The organism is Micromonospora sp. 15K316 (genome assembly GCF_004348525.1).
In the GTDB taxonomy this organism is placed as follows: Bacteria; Actinomycetota; Actinomycetes; order Mycobacteriales; family Micromonosporaceae; genus Micromonospora.
The window spans coordinates 1-24175 of the sequence record NZ_SMKG01000051.1; the positions used below are offsets into that span (position 1 = coordinate 1).

Below are 24175 nucleotides of genomic sequence, written 5' to 3' on the forward strand. Positions count from 1 at the left end.
CCGTCGCGCGCAGCGGCCCGAGCGGCCGCTGCTCGACCGCCGCCTCGCGCAGCAGCGCGGCGAGCCGCTCCCGGGCCGCCTCACGGTTGGCCAGCTGCGCCCGGTGCTCGCTGGCCGTGATGGTCAGCACGCCGTCCACGAGCCGCCCGGCGAGCCGCTCCAGCGCCCGGGCCCGCAACGACTCGGGCAGGCTGGCCGAGCCGGCCAGGTCGAAGCTCAGTTCGACCCGGGTGTCCGCGGTGTTGACGCCCTGCCCGCCCGGCCCGGACGACCGGGAGAAGCGCTCTCGCAGCTCGGCGGCGGGGACTGCCCACCTGTCGGTCACCCGCACGTCGCCATCCACACCTTGAGGCTAACGTCCCGGCCGCTCGCTGGAGGTCGCGGACGGACTCGGCGCCGGCCCGGCCGACTCGTCGTCGTCGGGGGCGACGGCGGCGTACGCGACGGCACCGATGAGCAGCAGGGCGACCACGCCGACCTTCGTGGTGACGCCCCGGATCAGTAGCCAGGCCGTCTTACGCGCGGTCGGCACGGTTTTCTTGACCGTCTGGTAGTCGGCCCAGCCGCGCCGCGCGCGCGTGTACGCCGACCCCACACCACTTCCGATGAGCAGGCCCACCAGCAGGAGGACCGCGATAAGAGGACCTTCCACCCACGCCAGTAATCCATACCCAGCGTAATATTTCCATTGGCCGATGGTCCCGCGCCGGATATCCGACAGTGGGCGCCTTCCCACCAGCGGTAGCGCGCCGACCTCGGTCGACCCGATCGCCGGCAGCGGCGGTTGCGCCGATCGCCCGCGAGACCAGATGTCAGCTGCCGGCGTCGTGGGGTATGTACCAGTCGCCGAGCACCTGTCGCAGTCCGTACAGCACCAGGCTCACGGCGATGGAGGTCGCTACCCCGATGAGCAGGCCGGCGTACCACCGGTCCCGTGTGTCGCGGCCGACCGCGTCCGGTGGTGGTGGCTCGGCGGGCTGCCAGGGGTGTTCACGAGCGAGCCACCAGATCAGTCCGAGGCCGAACGGAACCCCGGTGAGCACCCAGAACCAGAACCATCGCGTGCCTCGGACGGGAGCAGGCCCGAACACCAGCACCGTCAGGATGCCGAGCATGAGCAGCGCCGCCAGGTTTCCCAGCGGAGGTGGGGAGTCCACGCGCTGCCAGCGCCGATCCAGGTCGGCGGACTGCAAGAGCTGGTCGAAGGCGGCGACCTCCGCGTTGGAGTACTGCGTCGCGTCGAAGGAGCCGGGAGAAGCGGGACCGGTGAAGCCACGATCGAACTCGGTGTAGTGCACCCGCCAGTCACCCGTACGCCAGACGAGCAGCGGCCCGGCACGGCCGGTGAGCCACGGCCTCCGGTCCTCCGTCCAGCTCCAGTTGGCGGCGGTGTGCCACCCGGCGGCCCATTGGTAGGACACCATCCGCCGGGCGGAGAGGTCCGCTCGGGCCTGTGCCGTGCTCGCCTGACGGGGCGCCGACCACCAACTCGATGCCGCCCAGCCGATCCAGAGCACGATCAGCACGACCCGCAAGACCTGCCACCACGTGGACCACCGACGGAATCCGTCCTCGTGGATGCCGCGCTGCCGTGCCACGTTCCCCGCCATGGATGGCATGGTGTCAGCACGGCACAGGGCGAGCGAGCCGGCAGGGCGCGCGATCGTGTGCGCGGACGGCGTAGCAGCCGGTCAGCCACCCTTGCCGATGATGGTGTCGGCGGTCTGCTGCACCTGCTCGATCGGGATGGCGAAGCCGATGCCGATCGAGCCGTTGCCGTCGATCGTGGCGATCGCGGTGTTCACGCCGACCACCTCGCCTCGCGCGTTGACCAGCGGGCCGCCCGAGTTGCCCGGATTGATCGAGGCGTCGGTCTGTACCGCGGTGTGCCGGTTCGCACCCAGTCGTACCTGTCGGTCGACGGCGCTCACGATCCCGGCCGTGACGGTGCCGGCCAGACCGAGCGGAGATCCGACCGCGAGCACGGGCTCGCCGACGCGGGTGGTGCCCGGCTTGGCGAGCGGCAACGGTGACAGTCCCGCCGACGGTGGCACCCGGAGCACGGCCAGGTCACTGCTCGGCTCCCGGCCCACCACCTCGGCGGTGTAGCGGCGGCCGTCGGGCAGCTCGACGGTCACCGAACCACCACCTCCCTTGGCCAGGATGTGGTCGTTGGTGATGATGTGCTGCTGGTCGTCGATCGCGAAGCCGGAGCCGCTGGCCCCGCCGCCGGTCCCCGCGCCGCCGGCCAGCACGGAGACCACCCCCGGCACGGTTCGTTCGGCGGCGGTGACCAGCTCCGCCGGCACCGGGGCGGCGGAGGCGGCCGTCTCCCCCGGGGCGCCACCGCGGCTCGCCACCCAACCACCCGCGGCGGCGCCGGAGACGGTGGAGAGGGCGATCACCGCGAACGCGGTCAGCAACCGGCCACGCCAGCGCCGGGCAGCACCGCCGCGTCCCGACGTGTCCGCCTCCCCTCGGGCCCGCCCGTCCGGGTCCAGCTCCGGGGAGACGAACCACGGACCGCGGGGCTCACCGAGTCCGGTCTGTACTGCCATGCGTACTCCTCACGTGATGTCCTGCGGGGACCGGCCCGCCGGCGACCACTCAGGGCAGGCGGGAGAACCAACGCATCGAGCCGGCCGCCGCGCCCATCGCGAACACCAGACCCAGACCGATGAAGCGGGCCGAGACGTCCTGCCGCTCGGTGCGGTAGCCGACCGAGGTGCCGATGTCCTCGTAGACCGCACGCAGTTCGTCGCTGGTGCTGGCCTCGTGGAACATCCCGCCGGTCTCCTGCGCCACCGCCTCGAGGGTCTTCCCGTCCACCGGCACCTGTATCGGGCGGCCGCCCTGGTCGACGAAGCCGCCGGGGGTACCGAACGAGATGGTGTGCACGGGCACCTTCGCGGCGACCGCCTCGACGGCGGCCTCCATCGGGTCCAGACCGGAGGTGTTCGCCCCGTCGGAGAGGAGCACGATCCGGGCCGGTGGGGGCTCCTTCGCCGCCTGGCTGTCCAGCCCCTTCACCGCGCCGAGCGAAGTGTTGATCGCCTCGCCGATCGCGGTCCCCTGCACGCCGGTGATCCCGTCGGCGAGCCGACCGATCCCGTCGTGCAGCGCCTCACGATCGGTACCGGGCGGCACGATGACCGCCGCGCTCCCGGCGAAGGCGACCAGGCCCACGTTGAACTCGTCGGGCAGTCCGTCCACGAAGCGCTTCGCGGCGGCCTTGGCCGCGGCGAGCCGGTCCGGGTCCACATCGGTGGCGAGCATCGAGGTGGAGACGTCCACCGCCACCATGACGGTCGCCCGTTCCCGGGGCACCCGCACCTCGGCGGTGGGCCGTGCGAAGCCGACCACCAGCAGCGCCAGCATGGCCAGGAACAGCCCGGCGGGCACGTGCCGGCGCCAGGCGGGACGTTCCGGCGCGATCCGGTCGAGCAGCCGCAGGTTGGTGAAGCGGACGGCGTACCGGCTGCGGCGTCGCTGCACGAGCAGATAACCCACCGCGAGGGCGAGCACACCGAGCAGCAGCCAGAGCCGGACGGGCGACAGCCAGATCATGCCGCACCTCCCGGTGCCGAGCCGGCCGGTGCCGCCGCCAGCCGGCGCTGCGACTGCACGTGCCGCGCGATGTCGGCGCACCAGTCCGAGTCGGTACGCAACGACAGCTGGGTGGCCCCGCTGCGGCGCAACGCGAGGCGTACCTGGTCACGTTGGGCGGCCGCGGCGGCCGCGTACCGTTGCCGCAGCTGCCGATCGGAGGTGCAGACCTCGCGACGGCGGCCGGTCTCCGGATCGACCACGGTGATCAGCCCGACGTCGGGCAGCTCCAGCTCACGCGGGTCGGTCACCTCCACGGCGAGCACCTGGTGCCGTACCGCGAGCCGGCGCAGGCTCCGCTCCCAGGGCGGGGGCTGATCGGGGTCGTCGGGCAGGCCGTCGAGGAAGTCCGAGACCACCACCACGAGCCCGCGCCGGGTGGCGACCCGTTCGGCGGCGCGCAGGGCGTCGGCGAGGTCCGGCGGTTCGAGCCCACCGCGCGTCCCGTCGTGGTCACCGGTGCGGGGCGCGGCCAGCAGGGCTCGGAGCAGGCCGAGCAGGTGGTTACGCCCGCTCTGTGCCGGGAAACGGCGCAGCCCCGCCGGCGCGGCCAGCAGGGCGCCGAGCCGGTTGCCGACTCCGGCGGTGAGGAAGCCGACAGCGGCCACCGCCGCCACGGAGAGCTCCCGTTTGTCCAGCTCCGCGGTGCCGAACTCCATGCTGGCGCTGGCGTCCACCAGCAGCCAGGTGGTCAGTTCCCGGTCGGCGTCGACCTCGCGCACGTGCGGGACCGTGGTGCGGGCGGTGACCGCCCAGTCCATCCGGCGCACCTCGTCCTCGCCCGGCCGGTACTCGCGGCTGCCCGCGGGTTCGCTGCCGGGCCCGGGCAACAGGCCGCGGTACTGGCCGTGCAGCAGCCCGTCGAGCCGCCGGGTGACGGTCAGCTCCAGCCGGCGCAGACGTTGGTCGGGGGCGAGGTCGGCGAGGCGTGGACCGGCCGGAACCTCCGCGGGCCCCCGGCCCGGGCGCCTCATGCCGCCGCCAGGTCCGACGCCTGCTCGGGCTGGGGCGCGAGCCGTGGCGGGGGCACCACCTCGACCAGGCGGCGTACCACCGACTCGGCGGTGATGCCGTCGGCGACCGCGTCGAACGTCAGCACCAGCCGGTGGGCGAGCACGTCGACGGCGAGTTCCCGGACGTCCTCGGGCAGCACGTACTCCCGGCCACGCAGCAGCGCCTGGGCCCGGGCGGCGGCCACCAGGCCGAGGGTGGCGCGCGGGCTCGCCCCGTACGCCAGCATCGGCTCGATCTCGCTCAGCCCGAACCGGCCCGGATCGCGGGTGGCCAGGATGAGCCGGACCACGTACTCGGCGACGGCGTGGTGGACGAAGATACGTTCCGCGTGGCCCTGCAGGCGCCGCAGCCGGTCCGGGTCGAGCACCTGCCGGGCCTTGGGGCGATCGGTGCTCATCCGGTAGAGGATCGCCAGCTCGTCGGTGTCGCTCGGGTAGTCGACCACGACCTTCAGCAGGAAGCGGTCCCGCTGCGCCTCCGGCAGCTGGTAGACCCCCTCGGACTCGATCGGGTTCTGGGTCGCGAGCACCAGGAAGGGCGACGGTACGGGGTGGCTGCGCCCGCCGATGGAGACCTGCCGCTCCGCCATCGCCTCCAGCAGCGCGGACTGCACCTTCGCGGGGGCGCGGTTGATCTCGTCGGCGAGCACCAGGTTCGCCATCACCGGGCCCAGCTCGATGTCGAAGCTCTCCCGCGAGGCCCGGTAGATCCGGGTGCCGACGATGTCCGACGGTACGAGATCGGGGGTGAACTGGATCCGGGAGAAGGTGCCGCCGACGACTGTGGCGAGGGTCTGCGCGGCCAGCGTCTTGGCCACGCCGGGAACCCCCTCCAGGAGGCAGTGCCCGTCGGCGACGAGGGCGACGAGCAGGCGCTCGACGAGCCGATCCTGCCCGACGATCACGCGTTTGACCTCGGAGAGGGTCTGTTCCAGCTCGGCGGCTGTCGGTTCGTCTTCGACCGGGCTGGGCACGCTGGCCAGGGTGTCCGAGATGTCCGTCACGGTGCTTGCTTCCCGGGCGGCCGCGCGACAAACGTCGGATTGTGCGGCCCTGTCCGGCCCTTCGACGCCCTGAAGGGGATGATTCACCCGGAGGGTCAAGCCGTGCCCCGGGTCGGCACGAGCGGCATCAAACCGGTCGAGCGAACGACGCGGCCCCCGCGCGGTAGCCGCGCGGGGGCCGGACGCCGTGCTGTCAGTTGGTGTGGACGATCAGGTGGAACCCCAGGTCGACCGGGGTGCCGGCGGAGTTGCGGGTCTGCACGAACACCGCGTTGGGCGTGCTGAGCCGCGGAGCCACCGAGATCTCGCCGGCCGGCGGCACGCAGCAGGAGTCCGCGCGGCCGATGGTCGCCACGTAGATCGCGGAGGTGACGACGGAGCCGTACTGGACCTCGTACTGGCCGGGGCCGTACTTGATCACGGTGCCGATGCCGCGGGCCCGGGTGCCGTTGGCGTTCACCACGATGCCGGTGTTGGTGGCGGCGAGCGTGGTGTTGGCCTTGAGAGCGGCCCGCGCCGAGCGGGCCGACTCCGCCGTCACCGCGGGCTGGGAGTCGGCGGCGCGGGCCGCCGGCTGGCCGGGCGCCTGTGCCGCGGGCTGGGCGATGGCGATCCCGCCCCCGGCGAGGGTGAGCCCGAGAACGGCGAACACGACCGCGATCGCCTTACGTCGGAATGGTGTGGTCATGACAGGTCCCCCTTGTGTGACCCTGGGAATTCGGCCGACCCGCAGAGCGGGACGGTTAGTGCCCTGTTGACTGTCGGGCACCCCGCGACAGATCACCGAGAAATAAGATCCAGCGCACCTTCAATATCGTTTTCCCGGCGACTGCACCCACTCTGAGCAGCTATTACTACTCACCGTGGCGGCGCTCCGACCAGGTGGAACGTAGCACCGTAAAAAGTGGGCAGTCAATAGCGGGAACCATCTGAAAAATCGTCCGACAACGACCGCAAAAATTGTGAAAGGCGAATCCAAGAGCATTCACGAAAATGGGCTGCGGGATCCGCCGGGACACTACCGGCGGGCGCGCCGGGATAGGTTCCCCACATGATCGTCGACGTCCCCGAACAGCGGGCGGTCGGCCGCCCACAGCGGCACCGGACCGACGTACTCTGCTGGCTCGCCGTGCTGCCGGGCGCCATCTGGGCCGCCCTGCGGCTCATCGGGCTGGACCGGGGCCCGCTCGTGCAGGCGCTGGCCTTCACCCCGTACGTCGCGGCCGCGAGCCTGCTGCCCCTGGTGCTGGCGGTCGCCCTGCGCCGGCGCCGGCCCGCGCTGGTCGCCGCCATGGCCACGGTGGCGCTCGTCGGGGTGGTGGCGCCCCGGGCACTCCCCTCGGCACCACCGTCGGCGACCGGCCCGACGGTACGACTGCTCACCGCCAACCTGCTCGCGGGAGCCGCGGATCCGCAGACCCTGGTCGAGCTGGTCCGGGCGAACCGGGTCGACGTGCTGGCCGTGCAGGAGTTCACCCCCGACGCACAGGCCGCCCTCGACCGGCTCGGGCTCGACCGGCTGCTGCCGTACCGACAGCTCGACGCGCGCGACGGGACGCCCGGATCCGGCCTCTACGCCCGCTTCCCGATCAGCGACGGGGGCGTACGCGGCAACCGGGGCGGCTGGGGGTTCACCCAGGCGTACGGCACGATCGCCGTGCCGGGGGCGCCGCCGGTGCGGGTGGAATCCGCGCACCCGTCCGCCCCGTACGCCCCCGACCAGGTCGGACACTGGCGGGCCGACCTGGCCGCACAACCACCGGCCACCCCGAACGGGATGCTGCGGATCCTGGCCGGGGACTTCAACGCCACCCTCGACCACGGTCCGCTGCGCGCTCTGCTGCGCACCGGCTACGTCGACGCCGCCGACGCCACCGGCCAGGGGCTGACCGGCACGTGGGGTCCGTACGACGGTGACCTGATCCCTCCGGTCACCATCGACCACGTCCTGGTCGACCACCGGATCGCGGCCCGCTCGGTCGACGTGCTCGGCGTGCCCGGCAGCGACCACCGGGCGGTGCTGGCCACCCTGAGCCTGCCCGCGCCGTGACCGGTCGCCCGCCCGGGGTCAGACCCGGCTGCGGGCCAGACCATAGGTGAGTGCGTCGACGAGCGCGTGCCAGCTCGCCTCGACCACGTTGGGGTGCACGCCGACCGTGGTCCAGTCCCGGCCCGCGCCGTCGACCGTCTCCAGCAGTACGCGGGTCACCGCGTCCGTACCGCTGCTGCCGTCGAGGATGCGCACCTTGTAGTCGGCCAGCTCGAACTCGCGCAGCTCCGGATAGTGCCGCACCAGACCGACCCGGAGCGCCTCGTCGAGGGCGTTGACCGGGCCGTTCCCCTCGGCGGTGGCGATCACCCGCTCTCCGCGTACGCGGATCTTGACGGTCGCCTCGGACACCACGGCGCCGTCCTCGCGGTGCTCCACCAGCACCCGGTACGACTCCAGGGCGAACGGCCGGGGCGGCGCGCCGTCGGGCAGTTCGGAGCGGACCAGCAGCTCGAACGAGGCGTCCGCCGCCTCGAACGACCAGCCGCCGGCCTCCAGCTCCTTGACCCGGCGGGTCACCCGGGACAGGGTCTCCGGATGACCGGCCAGGTCCAGCCCGAGCTCGCGACTCTTGAGCTCGACGCTGGCCCGGCCGGCCATCTCGGTTACCAGGATCCGCATGTCGTTGCCCACTACGGACGGGTCCACGTGGTTGTAGAGCAACGGGTCGACCTTGATCGCGCTCGCGTGCAGCCCGGCCTTGTGGGCGAAGGCGGCGGCCCCGACGTACGCCTGATGGGTGTCCGGGGCGATGTTGGCGATCTCGGCGATGGCGTGCGAGACCCGCACCATCTGTTCCAGGCAGCCCGCTGGTAGGACGGGCAGCCCGAGCTTGAGTTGAAGGTTGGCGACCACCGCGAAGATGTCGGCGTTGCCCGGCCGTTCGCCGTAGCCGTTCGCGGTGCCCTGGAAGTGCCGGACCCCGGCCTCGACGGCGGCGACGGTGTTCGCCACCGCGCAGGCGGTGTCGTTCTGGCAGTGGATGCCGAGCCGTTCGGGGCCGACGCCGAGCCGGGCGGTCAGGTCGACGATCGCGGCGGTCACCTGGGAGGGGAGCATCCCGCCGTTGGTGTCGCAGAGCACCACCGCCTCGGCGCCCGCGGCCAGCGCGGTCTCCACCACGGCGGCGCCGTACGCGGCGTCCTGCCGGTAGCCGTCGAAGAAGTGCTCACCGTCGACGAAGACCCGACGGCCCTCGGCGACCAGGTACGTGACCGTGTCGCGGATCATCGCGAGGTTCTCGGCCGCGGTCGTGCGCAGCGCCCGTTCGACGTGCCGCAGGTCGGCCTTGGCGACCAGGGTCACCGCCGGAGTCTCCGCGTCGAGCAGGGCGCGGACCTGCGGGTCCTCGGCGACCGCTACGCCGGCCCGGCGGGTGGCGCCGAAGGCGACGAGCACCGCGTGCCGCAGGTCGAGTTCCTTGGCCGCCCGCCGGAAGAACTCGGTGTCCTTCGGCACCGCGCCGGGCCAGCCGCCCTCGATGAACCCGACGCCGAACTCGTCGAGCAGCCGCGCCACGGCCAGCTTGTCGACCACCGAGTAGCTGAGCCCCTCACGCTGCGCACCGTCGCGCAACGTCGTGTCGTAGACCTGGAACGTCATGACGTGCCTCTCTGGACCGGGGGTGCGGGGAACGGACGAGCGGTGGTCGGGGCCGGCCGGGCCGCCGAGCAACAAAAAGACCCCCCGCTGACGCGGGAGGTCTGCGCGCTCGGCGGGGAGCCGGCGCGCTAGTTGCTAAGAATCAGGGCGGTGCTGGTCACGGTCAGTACTCTTCCACCCGCCAGTTGATTTTGGGAAGCGGAATCCACATGTCGGGACGGGGGTGGGGGCGCCCGGCACCGTCCGGACCGCCGATCACGAGGCGGAACGGCGTTCCCGTGAGCTGCTTCACACGCTGCCGGGCCGCCCCTGGGTGGAGGATGTACCCGGCCCGCTCGCGCCACCCAGGAGGAACCTTGCTCACCGTCGGTGACCACTCCCCCGCGTACGACCCCGCCGGCGCCTGACGTGGGAGTCGACGCGCTCAAGGCGGGTCTGCCCGGGTACGCCGAGGACGTCAGCCGGAATCTCCGGTCGACCATCGAGGAGTCCCCGCTCACCCCGGCCCAACTCTGGGGCACCGCGCTGGCGTGCGCGGTGGCGGCACGCAATCCCGTCGTGCTGCGGGAGATCGCCGCCGAAGCGGCCGGACACCTCGCCCCGGAGCAGACCGAGGCGGCCAAGGGCGCAGCCACCATCATGGCGATGACCAACGTCTACTACCGCGCCAAGCACATGCTCGACGAGGAGTACCAGTCGATCCATGGCCGGCTGCGGATGCAGCTCGTCGCCCGGCCGGGCGTGCCGAAGGTCGACTTCGAACTCTGGTGTCTCGCCGTCTCGGCGATCAACGGCTGCGAGGTCTGCCTGGAGTCGCACGAGAAGAAGCTGCGCGCCGCGGGCATCGGCCCCGACCAGGTGAACGAGGCGCTCCGGATCGCCGCCGTGGTGCACGCCGCCGCGGTCGCGTACGACGCGCAGTCCGCGCTGGCCTGAGCGCCGTCGACGCTCCGCGAACCCGTTCCCGCTTCGGCGGGTGTAGCGATCTCGACAGCGGGTAGGACATGGGACTGACAGGGCACCACCCCCGATCAGTCGAGTAGAGGAGTGAAACGCCATGGAGCGGCTCGACCCTCGAACGACCCACGGGACGCCGGATCCGCTCGTACCCGGAGGCGGCGGCGCCTTCCCGGGTGGCACACCCGGCGGCGCCTTCGACCCCTGGCGGTACCGGGACGACGCCGGGGTCTCCGGCGTCGACCTGGTGGGCTACAAGGTCGAGGCGACCGACGGTGGCATCGGCAAGGTGGACCGGTCCAGCCACGAGGTGAGTTCCAGCTATCTCGTGGTGGACACCGGTCCGTGGATCTTCGGCAAGAAGGTCATGGTTCCCGCCGGGACCGTCAACCATGTCGACCACGACGAGCGGAAGGTCTACGTCGACCGGAGCAAGGACCAGATCAAGGCCGCGCCCGAGTTCGACGAGACCGCCGACACCGACCCGGCCTACCGGGAGAAGCTCGGTGGTTACTACAGCGACACGTACTCGGCCATCCCGCCGGGTACCGCTCGGTAGCGGTTGTTCCTGTTCTACCGGCCGGTGGGGTACCTCCCCGCCGGCCGGTACCGTGTCAGGGTGGACGCCACCGAGGTCGATCGACACATCCCGTTCGGCACCATCTTCAACTTCCGGGACGCCGGCGGCTACGCCGGCCACGACGGACGCACGGTACGCCGGGGACGGCTCTACCGCTCCGACTCCCTGCACCGGCTCGACGAGTACGACCGGGACGCGTTCACCGCCCTCGGCATCCGGACGGTGATCGACCTGCGCCGCCCGCACGAGGTGGAGCGCGACGGCCGGGTCCCCGACTGGCCGGGCCTCGCCTACCGGCACATCCATCCCGAGCACGCGGAGTGGGGAGAGGTGCCGTACGAGCCGGGCACGAGTCTGGCGCGTTACCTCGCCGACCGCTACGCCGACCTCGCACAGACCGGCACGGCCGGGTTGGCCGAGGCGCTCGGGCTGATCGCCGACAGCACCAACGGGCCCGTCGTGGTGCACTGCGTGGCCGGCAAGGACCGCACCGGCATCGTCTGCGCGCTCACCCTGGCCGTACTCGGCGTGGCCGACGACGAGATCGCTGCGGACTACGCCCTGAGCAGCGCGGCGTCGCAGCGGTTCAGCGCCTGGGTGGCCGCCACCGCGCCGGCCGACGAGGAGCTGCCACCGCCGTTCCTGGCCTCGCCCTCCGACACGATGCTGCTCTTCCTCGCCGAGCTGCGGGAGGGGTACGGCTCGGTCGAGGGCTACCTGCGGCACGCCGGGGTCACCGACGCCCAGCTCGCCGCGCTCCGCGATCACCTGCTGGAGTGACGCGCCGCGACGGTGCTCGCGCGCACCCGGCCGGCCGGCGCCGCCGGCCGACCCCCGCGGGGGCGGCACGTTCGGGGTAGGACGCGGGCCCCTTCCCGGCCGGGGAGGGGCCCGTCGGACTCAGAGCAGGCGGGTGACCCAGCCGTGCGGGTCGGGGGCGTCGCCGCGCTGGATGTCGACCAGCTGCTGGCGCAACGCCATGGTGACCTGCCCCGGCTCGCCCCCGCCGATCAGGAACTCCCCGTCCGGAGACTTCACCTGGCCGATCGGGGTGACGACCGCGGCGGTGCCGCAGGCGAAGGCCTCCCGCAGCCGGCCGCTGGTCGCGTCCGCCTGCCACTCGTCGAAGCTGACGGGGCGCTCCTCGACCCGGTGGCCCGCCTGCCCGGCGAGCGTGAGCACCGACTCCCGGATGATGCCGGGCAGGATCGCGCCGGTCAGTGGGGGCGTCACCACGCTGCCGTCGTCGTAGACGAAGAAGACGTTCATGCCGCCCAGCTCGTCGACGTAGCGGCGCTCCACCGCGTCGAGGAAGACCACCTGGTCACAGCCGTGCTCGATCGCCTCCGCCTGCGCGACCAGCGAGGCGGCGTAGTTGCCGCCGCACTTCGCCGCGCCGGTGCCGCCCGGTGCCGCGCGGGTGTACTCCGGGGTCACCCAGACCGAGACGGGCTTCACCCCGCCGCTGAAGTACGCCCCGACCGGCGAGGCGATCGCCACGTAGAGGTACTCGGTGGCCGGGCGGACGCCGAGGAAGACCTCGCTGGCGAACATGAACGGCCGCAGGTAGAGGCTGCCCTCCGGGTCGGTCGGGATCCAGTCCCGGTCGATCTCGATGAGCCGGCGCAGCGAGTCGACGAAGGTCTCCGGCGGCAGCACCGGCATCGCCATCCGCTTCGCGGAGACGGCGAACCGGGCCGCGTTCGCCTCGGGACGGAACAGGGTCACCCCACCGTCGACGGTGCGGTACGCCTTCATCCCTTCGAAGATCTCCTGCGCGTAGTGCAGCACGGCGGCGGCCGGATCCATCGGGATCGGCGCGCGCGCCTCCACGCGGGCGTCGTACCAGCCCTTGCCGTCGGCGTAGCGGATGGTCACCATGTGGTCGGTGAAGATCCGCCCGAAGCCCGGATTGGCCAGCAGGGCGGCCCGATCCGCAGCGGATACCGGCGCGGGATTGGGACGGGTCTCGAAGTCGAGCTTGTCACCACCGCTCATCGCGCTGACCTCCCTACCGGACAACGGCATGCGCGACCGCACGCCGACGAAGTGGTGCCCAGAAACTTACCCCGAACGTTCGTTCAGGGGAAAGCGCCGCCCGGCTCGCCGAGCTGCGCCGAAAGAACGGTACCGGGAAGCGGTGGAGGCGCCGCAGGCCGTGCTCCGCTTCGGTGGCCCGGGCCAGTTCCAGCACACCTGGCCGCATCGCACGCGCCCTCCGGCTGCGGCCGACCCCGCGCGGCAGGTGCCGGCTCAGCCCGCCGCGAGGGCCGCGAGCCGGTCGCCCACCTCGGCGGTACGTACGGGTACGCCCGGCGCCCGGCCGGCCAGCTCGGCGGCGACGGCGGCGCTGACCCGGGCCGCGGCGTCGGCGTGCCCGAGCTGGTCGAGCAGGAGGGCGGCGGAGAGCACGGCGGCGACCGGATCGGCGACGCCCTGGCCGGCGATGTCCGGCGCGGAGCCGTGCACCGGCTCGAACATCGAGGGGTAGCTCCCCTCCGGGTTGATGCAGCCGCTCGCCGCCAGCCCGATGCCGCCGGTCACGGCGGCGGCGATGTCGGTGAGGATGTCGCCGAAGAGGTTGTCGGTGACGACCACGTCGTAGCGCTGCGGCTGGGTGACCAGGAACATCGCGGCGGCGTCGACGTGCTGGTACTCGGTGCTGACCTCGGGGTGCTCCGCGGCGACCGCCTCGAAGGCGCGCCCCCAGAGCGAGCCGGCGTGGGTGAGCACGTTGGTCTTGTGCACGAGGGTGACCTTGCGTCGCTCCCGGCGGCTCGCCCGGGCGAACGCGTCGCGGATGACCCGCTCCACCCCGTGCCGGGTGTTGAGGCTCTCCTCGGTGGCGACCTCGGCGGGGGTGTCGCGGTGCAGCGTCCCGCCGGCCCCGGCGTAGAGCCCCTCGGTGCCCTCGCGCACCACCACCAGGTCGACCTCGCCGGGCTTCACGGTGGCGAGCGGGCCGGGCACGCCCGGCCAGAGCCGGGACGGCCGGAGGTTCACGTACTGGTCGAAGGCGAACCGGAGCTTGAGCAGCAGGCCACGCTCCAGCACACCGGGGGGCACGGTCGGGTCGCCGACCGCGCCGAGCAGAATCGCGTCGTGCTGCGCGAGCTCGGTCAGGACGGAGTCCGGTAGCACCTCCCCGGTGCGGTGCCAGCGGGCCGCGCCGAGGTCGTACTCGGTGGCGTGCACGCCGGGGAGCACCGCGTCGAGGACCTTGCGGGCCTGCGCGACCACCTCGGGACCGATTCCGTCCCCGGCCACCACCGCGATCCGTGCCACGCCTGCGCTCCTCTGCTCGCCGTTTGGCCCAACGGTACGCGGACGTCCCGAGTTCCGGTACGAGGGGTCCATATCATGAGACACGCCGATGCACAGCACCCTCCCAGCTGAGTTTCATGAAGCAGTCATCTTGGCTGCCTAACCTGGTTCCGGGTGGGTCGACGGGGGCCCGCGCCGGTGGTCGCGCCGTCGCCGCCACCACTCGCAAGGGGGCGATTCGCCATGCGCATCGACGAGCAGCCACGCACCCGCTGGCCCGACCCGGCGGTCTTCCGGCACCGTCGACCCGACCTGCGGCTCGGGAACCCCGCCCACCGCGTCGACCGGTCCCCGGCCGTCCGGCCGGACCGGATCTCGGTGCAGCACACCGTCCGGACGACCACCGCCGAGTACACGCTGCTCCTCAACGCACCGACCTGGCTGGGTCGTCGGGCCGTCGGCGAGGCGCTGCGGGACGCGGTGGCCGAACTGCGCGCGATCGACCTCACCTACGGCCCGACCCGACCGGACAGCCTCGTCTCCCGGCTCCGCCGGGGTGAGATCGGCGCCGAGTCGTACGCGCCCCTCGCCGACCTCGTGGATCGGTGCGCCGCCATGCGCGCGGCGACCGACGGCTGGTTCGACGCCTGGGCGGTCCCCGGCGGCTTCGACCCCGGCGGCCTGCTCGGTGGCTGGGCGGTGGAGCGCGCCGCCGCCCGGCTGCGCGCCAACAACGTCCACGACTACGCCCTCGTCTGCGGCGCCGACCTGGTCGTCCGCGGAAACGCCCCGCACGGCGGGCCCTGGCGGATCGCCGTGCACCACCCGGTCGAGCCGGACCGCCCACCACTGGTGCTGGAGATGACCGCGGGCGCGGTCGGCACCTCCGGGGTGAGCGGCCGGCAGGGGCACGTCGTCGACCCGCACACCGGGCAGCCGGCCGAACAACTCCTCGCCGCGACGGTGGTGGGCCCGGACCTGGCGGTCGCCGACGCCTACGCCACGGCGCTCTACGCGGCCGGCCCGGCGGGGTTGGCCTGGTTCAAGGAAGCCTCGGACTACCGGGCGCTCTTCGCCGACCGTCGGTGAGAAGCAGCGCGGGCGGGTCGGCGATCGGCCCCCACGCCCGCGGCAACGGCCGTGGGGGCCGGTCAGCGACGAGTGCGCGTGGCTCGCGCATTCGAGGGGTGCGGGCCGGTCGGGCCGGGGTCGACCACGCCACCCGAAGACGGGTCGACGTCGCGATGCTCGGCCGGTGACCGCATCGGTACGCTAGCGAATCGACGCAACTCGACGCAAGAGTCTCCACAGCGGACCGTCCTGGCGGGATGACGGGAACCAGACGGCTGGCCTGCGGCGGGGCAGTTTCGACATGGTGAACGTTGAATGGCACTCTGTGCGCCGTGAGTTTCGATCTGAGCGTGTGGGCCCTGACGGACGGGGCGACGCCCGAGGACGTACGAGCAGCGGTGCAGCGGTGCCGGCAGGGACAACACGTCGGGCGCCAGCCGGACCACCGGCTGGTCGCCTTCTACCGTGCGATCACCGCCAGCTACCCGGATCGTCCGGCGGCGCCCGGCACCCCGTGGGAGGTCGCGCCGCTGCACGCGGCCGCCGACCACATCGAGATGAACCTGAACCCCGCCTGCGAGGACCAGGTGCTGCTCGACATCGAGCGGCTCGCCGGCGAGCACGGGCTCATGCTCTTCGACGCGCAGGACGGCTCGGTCTACCCGCCGCCCGCCCGCGTGCGCAACTGAGCGGCCTGCGACCGACCCGGTACGCCAAGGGGCCCGGCGGATCGCCGGGCCCCCGTCGTGCTGCGTTCAGCTCACTCGTCGCGCAGGTCCGCGGCGCTCGCCGCGGTCGCGCCGATCGAGTCGGCGGCCGAGGTGAGCAGGTCGGCGCCGAGTGCCTGGTCGACGGTGAGCGTCATCAACGTCTCACCGCCGGCCTCCCGGCGTGCCACCTGCATCGCGGCGATGTTGACGCCGGCCTCGCCGAGCAGGGTGCCGACGGTGCCGACCACGCCGGGCCGGTCGGCGTAGCGGAGGAAGACCAGGATGCCCTCCGCGCCGATCTCCACGTCGAAACCGTCCACTTCGGTCAGTTTGAGGACGTCCCGGGTGCCGGTGCCGGTCGCCGTGCCGGAGACGCTGACCGTACGACCGTCGGGCAGGGCGCCGCGGACGGTGACGAGGTTCGGGTGTTCGACCGTCTCGGCCTGGGCGGCGAGGGTGACCTCGACGCCACGCTCGGCCGCCAGGTGCGGCGCGTTGACGTAGGTCACCTGCTCCTCGACCACCGAGCTGAACAGGCCCTTGGTGGCGGCGAGCTTGAGCACCGACACGTCGTGCTCGACGACCTCACCGCGCACCTCGACCGTCACGCTGGCGGCGATCCCACCGGCGACCGCGGTGAACGCCCGACCGAGCTTCTCGGCCAGCGGCAGCAACGGACGCACGTCCTCGGCGACGACGCCGCCCGCCTGCACGTTGACCGCGTCCGGCACGAACTCGCCCTGCAGGGCCAGCTTCACGCTCTTCGCCACGGCCAAGCCGGCCTTGTCCTGCGCCTCGTGGGTCGACGCGCCCAGGTGCGGGGTGGCCACCACGTTGTCGAACGCGAAGAGCGGCGACGAGGTGCAGGGCTCCTTCGCGTAGACGTCCACGCCCGCGCCGGCGACCCGCCCCTCGGCGATCGCGTCGGCGAGGGCCTGCTCGTCGACGAGTCCACCGCGCGCGGCGTTGACGATGCGTACCCCCGGCTTGACGACGGCCAGCTCCTTCTCACCGATCAGGCCGACCGTCTCGGGGGTCTTCGGCAGGTGGATGGAGATGAAGTCGCTCTCCCGCAGCAGCTCCTCCAGGCCGACCAGGCGTACGCCGAGCTGCGCGGCGCGAGCCGGCTGGATGTACGGGTCGTACGCGATGAGGCGCGTGCCGAAGGCCGCGATCCGGGACGCGAAGAGCACCCCGATGCGGCCGAGGCCGACGACGCCGACCGTCTTGCCCTGGATCTCGACCCCGGTGTACTTCGACCGCTTCCACTCCCCCGCCTTCAGCGCGGCGCTGGCGCTGGCGGTGTTCCGGGCGACGGCGAGCAGCAGCGCGACGGCCTGCTCGGCGGCGGAGACGATGTTGGAGGTGGGGGCGTTGACGACCATGACACCCCGGGCGGTGGCGGCCGGCACCTCCACGTTGTCCAGACCCACGCCGGCGCGGGCGACCACCTTGAGCCGCGGGGCGGCGGCGATCGCCTCGGCGTCGATCTGGGTGGCGCTGCGCACGATGACGGCGTCGGCCTCGGCGAGGGCGGCGAGCAGCGCGGAACGGTCGGTGCCGTCGACGTGGCGGACGTCGAAGTCGTGCGCGAGCACCTCGATGGCGGCGGGGGCGAGTTCTTCGGCGATCAGTACGACAGGATTCATCGGTCCTCGTAGCTGTAGTCAGAGCGGTCGGCCGGGCTGTCGGACGCCGCACTGCGCCCTGCGCCGAACCGGATCATGGCCGTCAGGTGCCGGCTTCGCGCACCTATGAGCGATGGTAGGGGGCGCGTTGCCCCACGTGTCCCGGACATCGAGGTGAGCGCCCTCACACGGAGTTGTCGCACGGCGCTCATCCTCCGTTCACCCGGCGCCGGCCTGGCCCGCGGCGGCGATCCGGTCGAGGGTGACCGGCGAGGATCCGGTCGACGGGTGACCGGCGGCGACCGTGCGCGCACGTCCGGATTGGGCCTGCCACGGTGCCGCCCGTCGATGGCCGACGACCCCGGCGCGGCGCCGGGGAGAGCGCCACGTCGGGGCCGTCGGTGGGCCGCCCGGGGCGTACCCGGCGGGCGGCCGGCGGAGGAGGACTCAGGCGGTCTCGGTGATCGGCCGGTCGACCCAGCTCATCATGCCGCGCAGCTTCCGCCCGGTCTCCTCGATCGGGTGCGCCGCGCCCTCGGCCCGCCACTTGGCGAAGTTCGGGCGACCCGCGTCGTCCTCGGCGATCCACTCGCGGGCGAACTCGCCGGACTGGATCTCGGAGAGGATCTTGCGCATCTCGTCCTTGACCCGGCCGTCGATGATGCGCGGGCCACGGGAGAGGTCGCCGTACTCGGCGGTGTCCGAGATGCTGTAGCGCATCCGGGCGATGCCGCCTTCGTACATCAGGTCGACGATGAGCTTCAGCTCGTGCAGGCACTCGAAGTAGGCGATCTCGGGCGCGTAGCCCGCCTCGGTGAGCACCTCGAACCCGGTCTGCACCAGCGCCGTCGCGCCACCGGCCAGCACCGCCTGCTCACCGAAGAGGTCGGTCTCGGTCTCCTCGGTGAAGGTGGTGCGGATGGCGCCGGCCCGGGTGCCGCCGATGCCCTTGGCGTACGACAGCGCCAGGGCGAAGGCGTTGCCCGTGGCGTCCTGCTCGACGGCGACCAGCACCGGCACGCCCTTGCCGTCGACGTACTGGCGGCGGACCAGGTGACCCGGACCCTTCGGCGCGATCATCGCCACGTCGACGTCGGCGGGCGGCTTGATCAGGTCGTAGCGGATGTTGAAGCCGTGGCCGAAGAGCAGCGCCTTGCCCGGGGCCAGGTTGGGGGCGACCGACTCGGCGTACAGGCTGCGCTGCGCGGTGTCCGGGGCGAGGATCATGATCACGTCGGCCTCGGCCGCCGCCTCGGCCGGGGTGAGCACCCGCAGGCCCTGCTCCTCGGCCTTCGGCCGGCTCTTCGAGCCCGCCGGCAGACCGATCACGACCTCGACACCCGAGTCGCGCAGCGACAGCGCGTGGGCGTGGCCCTGGCTGCCGTAGCCGATGACGGCGACCTTCTTGGCCTGGATCAGACCCAGGTCGGCATCGTCGTCGTAGTAGACCTCAACACTCATTGGAACTTTCCCTTTCGTACGGCGGCCCGGCTGGCCCGTCGTGGTTGTGCGGATGTGTCCGGTGGCCTGCGGGGCGGCCCGGTGCCGTCCCGCAGGTGGCTCAGGCGGCCCGCAGGGCGGGGCCGGCGGTGATCGAACGAGAACCCCGCCCGATCGCCACCAGCCCGGACTGGACCATCTCCTTGATGCCGAAGGGCTCGAGGTCGCGCAGCAGTGCGTCCAGCTTGTCCGGGGTGCCGGTGGCCTCGATGGTCAGCGTGTCCGCCGCGACGTCGACCACCCGGGCCCGGAAGAGGCTCACCGTGTCCAGCACCTGGCTGCGGCTCGACCGGTCGGCGCGGACCTTGACCAGCAGCAGCTCCCGGGCCACCGAGACCTGCGGGTCCAGCTCGACGATCTTGAGCACGTTGACCAGCTTGTTGAGCTGCTTGGTCACCTGCTCCAGCGGGGACGACTCCGCGTTGACCACGATGGTGATCCGGGAGACGTCCGGGTTCTCGGTCTCGCCGACCGCCAGGCTGTCGATGTTGAACCCGCGGCGGGAGAAGAGCCCGGAGACCCGGGCCAGCACGCCCGGCTTGTTCTCCACGAGCACGCTCAGCGTGTGCATCGTCATGCCGTGACCTCGCTTCGCTCACTCATCTCAGATGTCATCCTCGTCGAACGCCGGGCGGACGCCGCGGGCGAACATGATCTCGTCGTTGCTGGTGCCGGCGGGGACCATCGGCCACACCATCGCGTCCTTGCCGACCACGAAGTCGATGACCACGGGCGCGTCGTTGATCTCCATGGCCGCCGCGATGGTCTTGTCGACGTCCTCGGCGGTCTCGCACCGCAGACCGACACAGCCGAGCGCCTCGGCCAGCTTCACGAAGTCGGGGATGCGGTGCTTGTGGGTACCGAGGTCGGTGTTCGAGTAGCGCTCACCGTAGAAGAGCGTCTGCCACTGGCGGACCATGCCGAGATTGCCGTTGTTGATCACGGCGATCTTGACCGGGATGCCCTCCAGGGCGCAGGTCGCCAGCTCCTGGTTGGTCATCTGGAAGCAGCCGTCGCCGTCGATCGCCCAGACCACCACGTCCGGCTTGCCCACCTTGGCGCCCATCGCCGCGGGCACCGCGTAACCCATCGTGCCGAGGCCGCCGGAGTTCAACCAGGTGTACGGCTTCTCGTACGAGATGAACTGTGAGGCCCACATCTGGTGTTGACCGACACCGGCCACGTAGACGGCGTCCGGGCCGGCGATCTCGCCCAGCCGCTTGATCACGTACTGCGGGGAGAGCGTGCCGTCGGCCGGCTCCTCGTACCCCAGCGGGTAACGCTCGCGCAGGTCGTCGAGCTGGTGCCACCAGTCGGCGAGGTCCGTGGTGTGTCCGGCCGCCCGCTCGGCGGTGACCGCGGCGATCAGCTCGTCGATCACGTGCCGGGCGTCGCCGACGATCGGCACGTCCGCGTGCCGGTTCTTGCCGATCTCCGCCGGGTCGATGTCGGCGTGCACGACTGTGGCGTCCGGGGCGAACGACTCCACCCGACCGGTGACCCGGTCGTCGAAGCGGGCGCCGAGCGCCACGATCAGGTCGGCCTTCTGCAACCCGTAGACCGCGGCGACCGTGCCGTGCATGCCCGGCATGCCCAGGTGCTGCGGGTGCGAGTCCGGGAACGCGCCGAGCGCCATCAGCGTGGTCACGACCGGGATCCCGGTCAGTTCGGCGAGCTGCCGCAGCCCGTCGGTGGCGCCGGCCTTGAGCACCCCGCCGCCGACGTAGAACACCGGCCGGCGGGCGCCGGCCATCAGCCGGGCGGCCTCGCGGATCTGCTTGCCGTGCGGGTGCAGGGTCGGCCGGTAACCGGGCAGGTCGAGCGTCGGCGGCCAGCTGAAGGTGGTGGCGGCCTGCAACACGTCCTTCGGGATGTCGACCAGCACCGGGCCGGGCCGGCCGGTGCTCGCCAGGTGGAACGCCTCGGCCAGCACCTGCGGGATCTCGTCGGCGTGCTGCACCAGGAAGTTGTGCTTGGTGACCGGCAGGGTGATGCCCTGGATGTCGGCCTCCTGGAAGGCGTCCGTACCGATCGCCGGACGGGCGACCTGGCCGGTGATGGCGACCATCGACACCGAGTCCATGTACGCGTCGGCGATCGGCGTGACGAGGTTTGTCGCGCCCGGGCCGGAGGTGGCCATGCAGACCCCGACCCGCCCGGTCGCCTGCGCGTAGCCGGTGGCCGCGTGCCCGGCGCCCTGCTCGTGCCGGACGAGGATGTGCCGGACGGTGGAGTCGTAGAGCGGGTCGTACGCCGGCAGGATCGCGCCGCCCGGGATACCGAAGACGACGTCGACGCCGAGCGCCTCGAGGGACCGCACGAGCGATCCGGCCCCGGAGACCTGGGCCGGGTCGGGTGTCCGTACCGCTGCGGCGGCCGGACCGGCGACGGTCCGGGCGGCGGGTTCGGCGTCGGTCGCCGCCGAGGCGGCCGCGCGGGCTCTGCGTGCGGAGTGGGCGAGTGTCTCTGGCGTGGGTCTCGTCATGGCGGTTCAGGCCTTCGGCTGGAGTGGGTGCGGCGTGTGGTGCGGATGGAACGCGGGTGTTCCGCTGAGCGGTCCGACGGCAATAAAAACGGCCCTCGTGCAGATGCACGGGGCCAGCGCACTCTCGACCAGGGAGAGTGCGCTCAGATAAGTACTCGCAGCGACCAGTGAGACGACATGCGCTCAAGCCTGACGCATCTCACGCGATGAGTCAACTGATCCCACATGTTGGTTCACGGGTGTCGGCGCGTCGGCCCGCGACGCGCTTCCGGCGCCCGGTGCGAGCTGCTCGGACGCACGCTGGGGAAGGCGCGACGGGGGCAGCATCGGGGGCCGGGAGCCGGCCTCCGCACCGCGGCCCGGGTGACCCGACGACCGGGCGCCCGACGAGGCGCCCGCCGGCCGCGCCGCAGGTGAGGTGGCCGCCTCGAGCATCGCCTCCAGATGTTCGGCCGGCACTCCCCAGCCGCAGAGCGCCCCCTGCCCGAACCGGCAGCCGGCGGCGACCACCGCGGCCAGCTCGGTGGGCGTGGTGACGCCCTCGGCGATGACCTCCAGGCCGAGTTGGTGGCCGAGGCGCATCACGATGTCGACCATCGGCGCGAACGCGGGCCCGTCCTTCCCCTCCGGGCGGACCGGCTCGTGCTCGGCCACCAGGCCATGATCGATCTTGAGGATGTCGATCGGCAGCCGGCGCAGCTGCCCCAGTGAGGAGTAGCCCGCGCCGAAGTCGTCCAGCGCGATCCGCACCCCGGTCCGGCGCAGCGCGGCCAGCCGCCGGATCAGCTCGTCGAGGTCGGTGGCGACGGCGTGCTCGGTCACCTCCAGCACCAGCCGCTGCGGCGGCACGCCATGCCTGCGCAGCGCGTCGGCGACCAGCACCACGTACTCCGGGTTGTGCAGCTCCCGGGGGGAGACGTTCACCGAGACCCAGACGTCGTGCCCGTCGGCGAGCCAGCGGGAGAGCTGCTGGCATGCCTGGTTGAGCACCCACGCGCCGAGCTTGGCGATCATCCCGCACTCCTCGGCGAGCGGGATGAACTCGTCCGGTCGGACGTTGCCCAACTCCGGGTGACGCCAGCGCAGGAGCGCCTCGGCGCCGACCGGGCGCACCGACGGCAGCGACGCGACCGGCTGGAAGACCAGCCGCAGCTCGTCGCGCTCGATAGCGCCACGCAGCTCGTGCTCCAGCGTCGTCCGGCGGCGCAGCCGCTGATCGTAGGCGGCGTCGTAGCGCTCGATCCGGTTCTTCCCGCGCTGCTTGGCGTAGCGCAGCGCCAGGTCGGCGTTGCGCAGCAGCACCTCCACGTCGGGCTCACCGTCCCAGCCCGCCACCCCGATGCTGACCGAGAGGAAGACCGGCCCCTCCGGCTGCTCGTGCGCCCGGCCCAGCACGGCCAACAACCGCTCGGCGACCTGGTCGGCCTCCCGGGTGCGACCGGACAGCAGCACCGCGAACTCGTCGCCGCCCAACCGGGCCGCCACGTCGTCGGGGCCCAGCGTCTCGCGCAGCCGGCGCCCCACCTGGGCGAGCACCGCGTCACCCACGTCATGGCCGCGCATGTCGTTGACGTGTTTGAACCCGTCGAGGTCGAGGCCGAGCAGCACGCACGGGACCCCTGCTGCGGCCCCTCGGTGCAGCGCCCGCAGCAGCCCGCGCCGGTTGGCCAGCCCGGTCAGCGCGTCGGTGTGCGCCAGCTCACGGAAGTGCGCCTCCCGCTCGGCCAGCCGGTCCGCGTACGCCCGCACGTCGCGCACCGCGAGGTATTGGCGGGCCACCAGGGCGAAGCCCTCGACCGCGCAGATCCCGACGCTGAGCGGGGTGAACCGGCCGCCCTGGACGAGGTGGTACGTGGCCGAGACGGTCATCGCGAGCATCGGGATGAGGGCGTTCACGCCGCTGCGGTCGACGCCGTCCGGCTCGACCCGATCCCGCGGGTCGACCCGCAGCGCCGACAGCGCCACGGCGAGCAGGCCGACCGCCGACAGTGCCGCGCCGGTCAGCACCAGTGCCGGCCCGGACCGGCAGAGCCCGACGGCGACGCCGAGCCCGCCGGCGGTCACGGTGGCGATGGCCACGGCGAGCACGACCAGTCGGCCTCGGGTGGCGACGCCCCGGCAGACTGCCAGCGGGCCGATCCCGGCGGTCAGCGCCGCGCTCGCCGTGGCGAGCAGGACCGGCACGCAGGCCGTCGGGGTGGCGTCGCCGAGGATCCGGGTCGGCTCGCTGACCAGCACCCAGCCGACCAGCCAGACGGCGGCGGCCATCATCAGCCCGTCGAGCACCAGCCGCACCGTCGCGGCCGTCGAGGTCACCACCCCCGGCAGCCGGAAGAGCCCGACCAGGAAGATCAGCCCGCTGGCCGCCGTGCCGACCGAGACGACCGTCGCCCAGCCGGTGCGCTGCCCCTGCTCGTGCGCCCAGTGCGGCACCGAGACGACCATCGCGGCGAGCCCGCAGACCAGGCCGACCAGGGCGACCCCGGCGGCCACCGCGAGCAGCGCGAGCGCCGGTCGGTGCGGACCTGTGCGCCGCCGGAGACCGACCGTGAGCAGCGCGGTGGCCGAGGCGGCGACCAGCCAACTCGACGCCGCGGCGACGGCCACGCCCGGGGGGAGATGCACGCCGCTAACTGTGCCGGATGCGCGGCCTCCGTGGGGCCCCGGATGTGCATCTGTTGGGACACGGGATACGCGGTCGGGGG

Annotated in this window: 22 protein-coding genes; 6 read left to right on the top strand and 16 right to left on the bottom strand. The window is 72.6% G+C overall.

Going from position 1 to position 24175, the window contains the following annotated elements; all coding sequences use genetic code 11:
• The 8 genes from arfB to E1211_RS13185 all read right to left on the bottom strand — a co-directional run.
• A partial coding sequence (gene arfB, locus E1211_RS13150; protein WP_132348890.1) for an alternative ribosome rescue aminoacyl-tRNA hydrolase ArfB occupies positions 1–343 on the bottom strand: 343 nt, incomplete at its 3' end.
• 9 nt (positions 344–352) lie between these two features.
• On the bottom strand, positions 353–652 hold the full coding sequence (locus E1211_RS13155; protein WP_120690020.1) for a hypothetical protein: 300 nt from the start codon (positions 650–652) through the stop codon (positions 353–355).
• A gap of 160 nt (positions 653–812) precedes the next feature.
• Positions 813–1610 (bottom strand): hypothetical protein, encoded by a 798-nt coding sequence (locus E1211_RS13160; RefSeq protein WP_132348892.1) that lies wholly within the window; start codon positions 1608–1610, stop codon positions 813–815.
• Between the two features lie 81 nt (positions 1611–1691).
• Positions 1692–2558 carry a S1C family serine protease gene (locus E1211_RS13165; RefSeq protein WP_132348894.1) on the bottom strand — a complete coding sequence of 289 codons (867 nt, stop codon included), beginning with the start codon at positions 2556–2558 and terminating at the stop codon, positions 1692–1694.
• Positions 2559–2607: 49 nt separating this feature from the next.
• Positions 2608–3567 (bottom strand): VWA domain-containing protein, encoded by a 960-nt coding sequence (locus E1211_RS13170; RefSeq protein WP_132348896.1) that lies wholly within the window; start codon positions 3565–3567, stop codon positions 2608–2610.
• Positions 3564–4580 (bottom strand): DUF58 domain-containing protein, encoded by a 1017-nt coding sequence (locus E1211_RS13175; protein WP_132348898.1) that lies wholly within the window; start codon positions 4578–4580, stop codon positions 3564–3566. The genes E1211_RS13170 and E1211_RS13175 overlap by 4 nt, the downstream gene beginning before the upstream one ends.
• Positions 4577–5623 carry a MoxR family ATPase gene (locus E1211_RS13180; RefSeq protein ID WP_132348900.1) on the bottom strand — a complete coding sequence of 349 codons (1047 nt, stop codon included), beginning with the start codon at positions 5621–5623 and terminating at the stop codon, positions 4577–4579. Before E1211_RS13180 ends, E1211_RS13175 begins: the two co-directional genes overlap by 4 nt.
• A gap of 193 nt (positions 5624–5816) precedes the next feature.
• Entirely contained in the window at positions 5817–6311 is a 495-nt protein-coding gene (locus E1211_RS13185) for a hypothetical protein (protein WP_132348902.1), read from the bottom strand.
• Between the two features lie 363 nt (positions 6312–6674).
• On the opposite strand from E1211_RS13185, the gene E1211_RS13190 reads away from it, so the two are divergent.
• The gene (locus tag E1211_RS13190) at positions 6675–7673 is read left to right on the top strand and encodes an endonuclease/exonuclease/phosphatase family protein (RefSeq protein ID WP_132348904.1); all 999 of its coding nucleotides are present in this window, start codon (positions 6675–6677) and stop codon (positions 7671–7673) included.
• A gap of 18 nt (positions 7674–7691) precedes the next feature.
• Here E1211_RS13190 and cimA read toward each other — a convergent pair whose 3' ends face one another.
• On the bottom strand, positions 7692–9275 hold the full coding sequence (gene cimA / locus E1211_RS13195) for a citramalate synthase (RefSeq protein WP_132348906.1): 1584 nt from the start codon (positions 9273–9275) through the stop codon (positions 7692–7694).
• A 408-nt stretch (positions 9276–9683) separates the two neighbouring features.
• Between cimA and E1211_RS13200 the strand changes: the two genes are divergently transcribed.
• The 3 genes from E1211_RS13200 to E1211_RS13210 all read left to right on the top strand — a co-directional run bounded on the left by E1211_RS13200 (position 9684) and on the right by E1211_RS13210 (position 11592).
• The gene (locus tag E1211_RS13200) at positions 9684–10211 is read left to right on the top strand and encodes a carboxymuconolactone decarboxylase family protein (protein WP_132348932.1); all 528 of its coding nucleotides are present in this window, start codon (positions 9684–9686) and stop codon (positions 10209–10211) included.
• 121 nt (positions 10212–10332) lie between these two features.
• A complete protein-coding gene (locus E1211_RS13205) occupies positions 10333–10791 on the top strand; it encodes a PRC-barrel domain-containing protein (RefSeq protein ID WP_132348908.1) in 459 nt (152 codons plus the stop codon).
• A 60-nt stretch (positions 10792–10851) separates the two neighbouring features.
• Positions 10852–11592 carry a tyrosine-protein phosphatase gene (locus tag E1211_RS13210; RefSeq protein ID WP_132348910.1) on the top strand — a complete coding sequence of 247 codons (741 nt, stop codon included), beginning with the start codon at positions 10852–10854 and terminating at the stop codon, positions 11590–11592.
• 120 nt (positions 11593–11712) lie between these two features.
• On the opposite strand, the gene E1211_RS13215 is transcribed toward E1211_RS13210, so the two are convergent.
• Both E1211_RS13215 and E1211_RS13220 read right to left on the bottom strand, forming a co-directional pair.
• Positions 11713–12810 (bottom strand): branched-chain amino acid aminotransferase, encoded by a 1098-nt coding sequence (locus tag E1211_RS13215; protein WP_132348912.1) that lies wholly within the window; start codon positions 12808–12810, stop codon positions 11713–11715.
• Positions 12811–13065: 255 nt separating this feature from the next.
• The gene (locus tag E1211_RS13220; RefSeq protein ID WP_132348914.1) at positions 13066–14097 is read right to left on the bottom strand and encodes a 3-isopropylmalate dehydrogenase; all 1032 of its coding nucleotides are present in this window, start codon (positions 14095–14097) and stop codon (positions 13066–13068) included.
• Between the two features lie 222 nt (positions 14098–14319).
• Here E1211_RS13220 and E1211_RS13225 point away from each other — a divergent pair, with 222 nt between their 5' ends.
• Positions 14320–15165 carry an FAD:protein FMN transferase gene (locus E1211_RS13225; protein ID WP_132348916.1) on the top strand — a complete coding sequence of 282 codons (846 nt, stop codon included), beginning with the start codon at positions 14320–14322 and terminating at the stop codon, positions 15163–15165.
• A gap of 314 nt (positions 15166–15479) precedes the next feature.
• Entirely contained in the window at positions 15480–15836 is a 357-nt protein-coding gene (locus E1211_RS13230) for a hypothetical protein (RefSeq protein WP_165947247.1), read from the top strand.
• Between the two features lie 71 nt (positions 15837–15907).
• On the opposite strand, the gene serA is transcribed toward E1211_RS13230, so the two are convergent.
• From serA to E1211_RS13255, 5 genes are all read right to left on the bottom strand, one after another.
• The gene (serA, locus tag E1211_RS13235) at positions 15908–17506 is read right to left on the bottom strand and encodes a phosphoglycerate dehydrogenase (protein WP_132348918.1); all 1599 of its coding nucleotides are present in this window, start codon (positions 17504–17506) and stop codon (positions 15908–15910) included.
• A gap of 426 nt (positions 17507–17932) precedes the next feature.
• Positions 17933–18946 (bottom strand): ketol-acid reductoisomerase, encoded by a 1014-nt coding sequence (ilvC, locus tag E1211_RS13240; protein ID WP_132348920.1) that lies wholly within the window; start codon positions 18944–18946, stop codon positions 17933–17935.
• Positions 18947–19046: 100 nt separating this feature from the next.
• Positions 19047–19562, bottom strand: coding sequence for an acetolactate synthase small subunit (ilvN, locus tag E1211_RS13245; protein WP_132348922.1), 516 nt, complete (start codon positions 19560–19562; stop codon positions 19047–19049).
• A gap of 27 nt (positions 19563–19589) precedes the next feature.
• Complete coding sequence (locus tag E1211_RS13250) at positions 19590–21470, bottom strand: acetolactate synthase large subunit (protein ID WP_132348924.1); 1881 nt, start codon at positions 21468–21470, stop codon at positions 19590–19592.
• A 183-nt stretch (positions 21471–21653) separates the two neighbouring features.
• Complete coding sequence (locus E1211_RS13255) at positions 21654–24095, bottom strand: putative bifunctional diguanylate cyclase/phosphodiesterase (RefSeq protein ID WP_371686152.1); 2442 nt, start codon at positions 24093–24095, stop codon at positions 21654–21656.
• Positions 24096–24175: the final 80 nt, after the last annotated feature.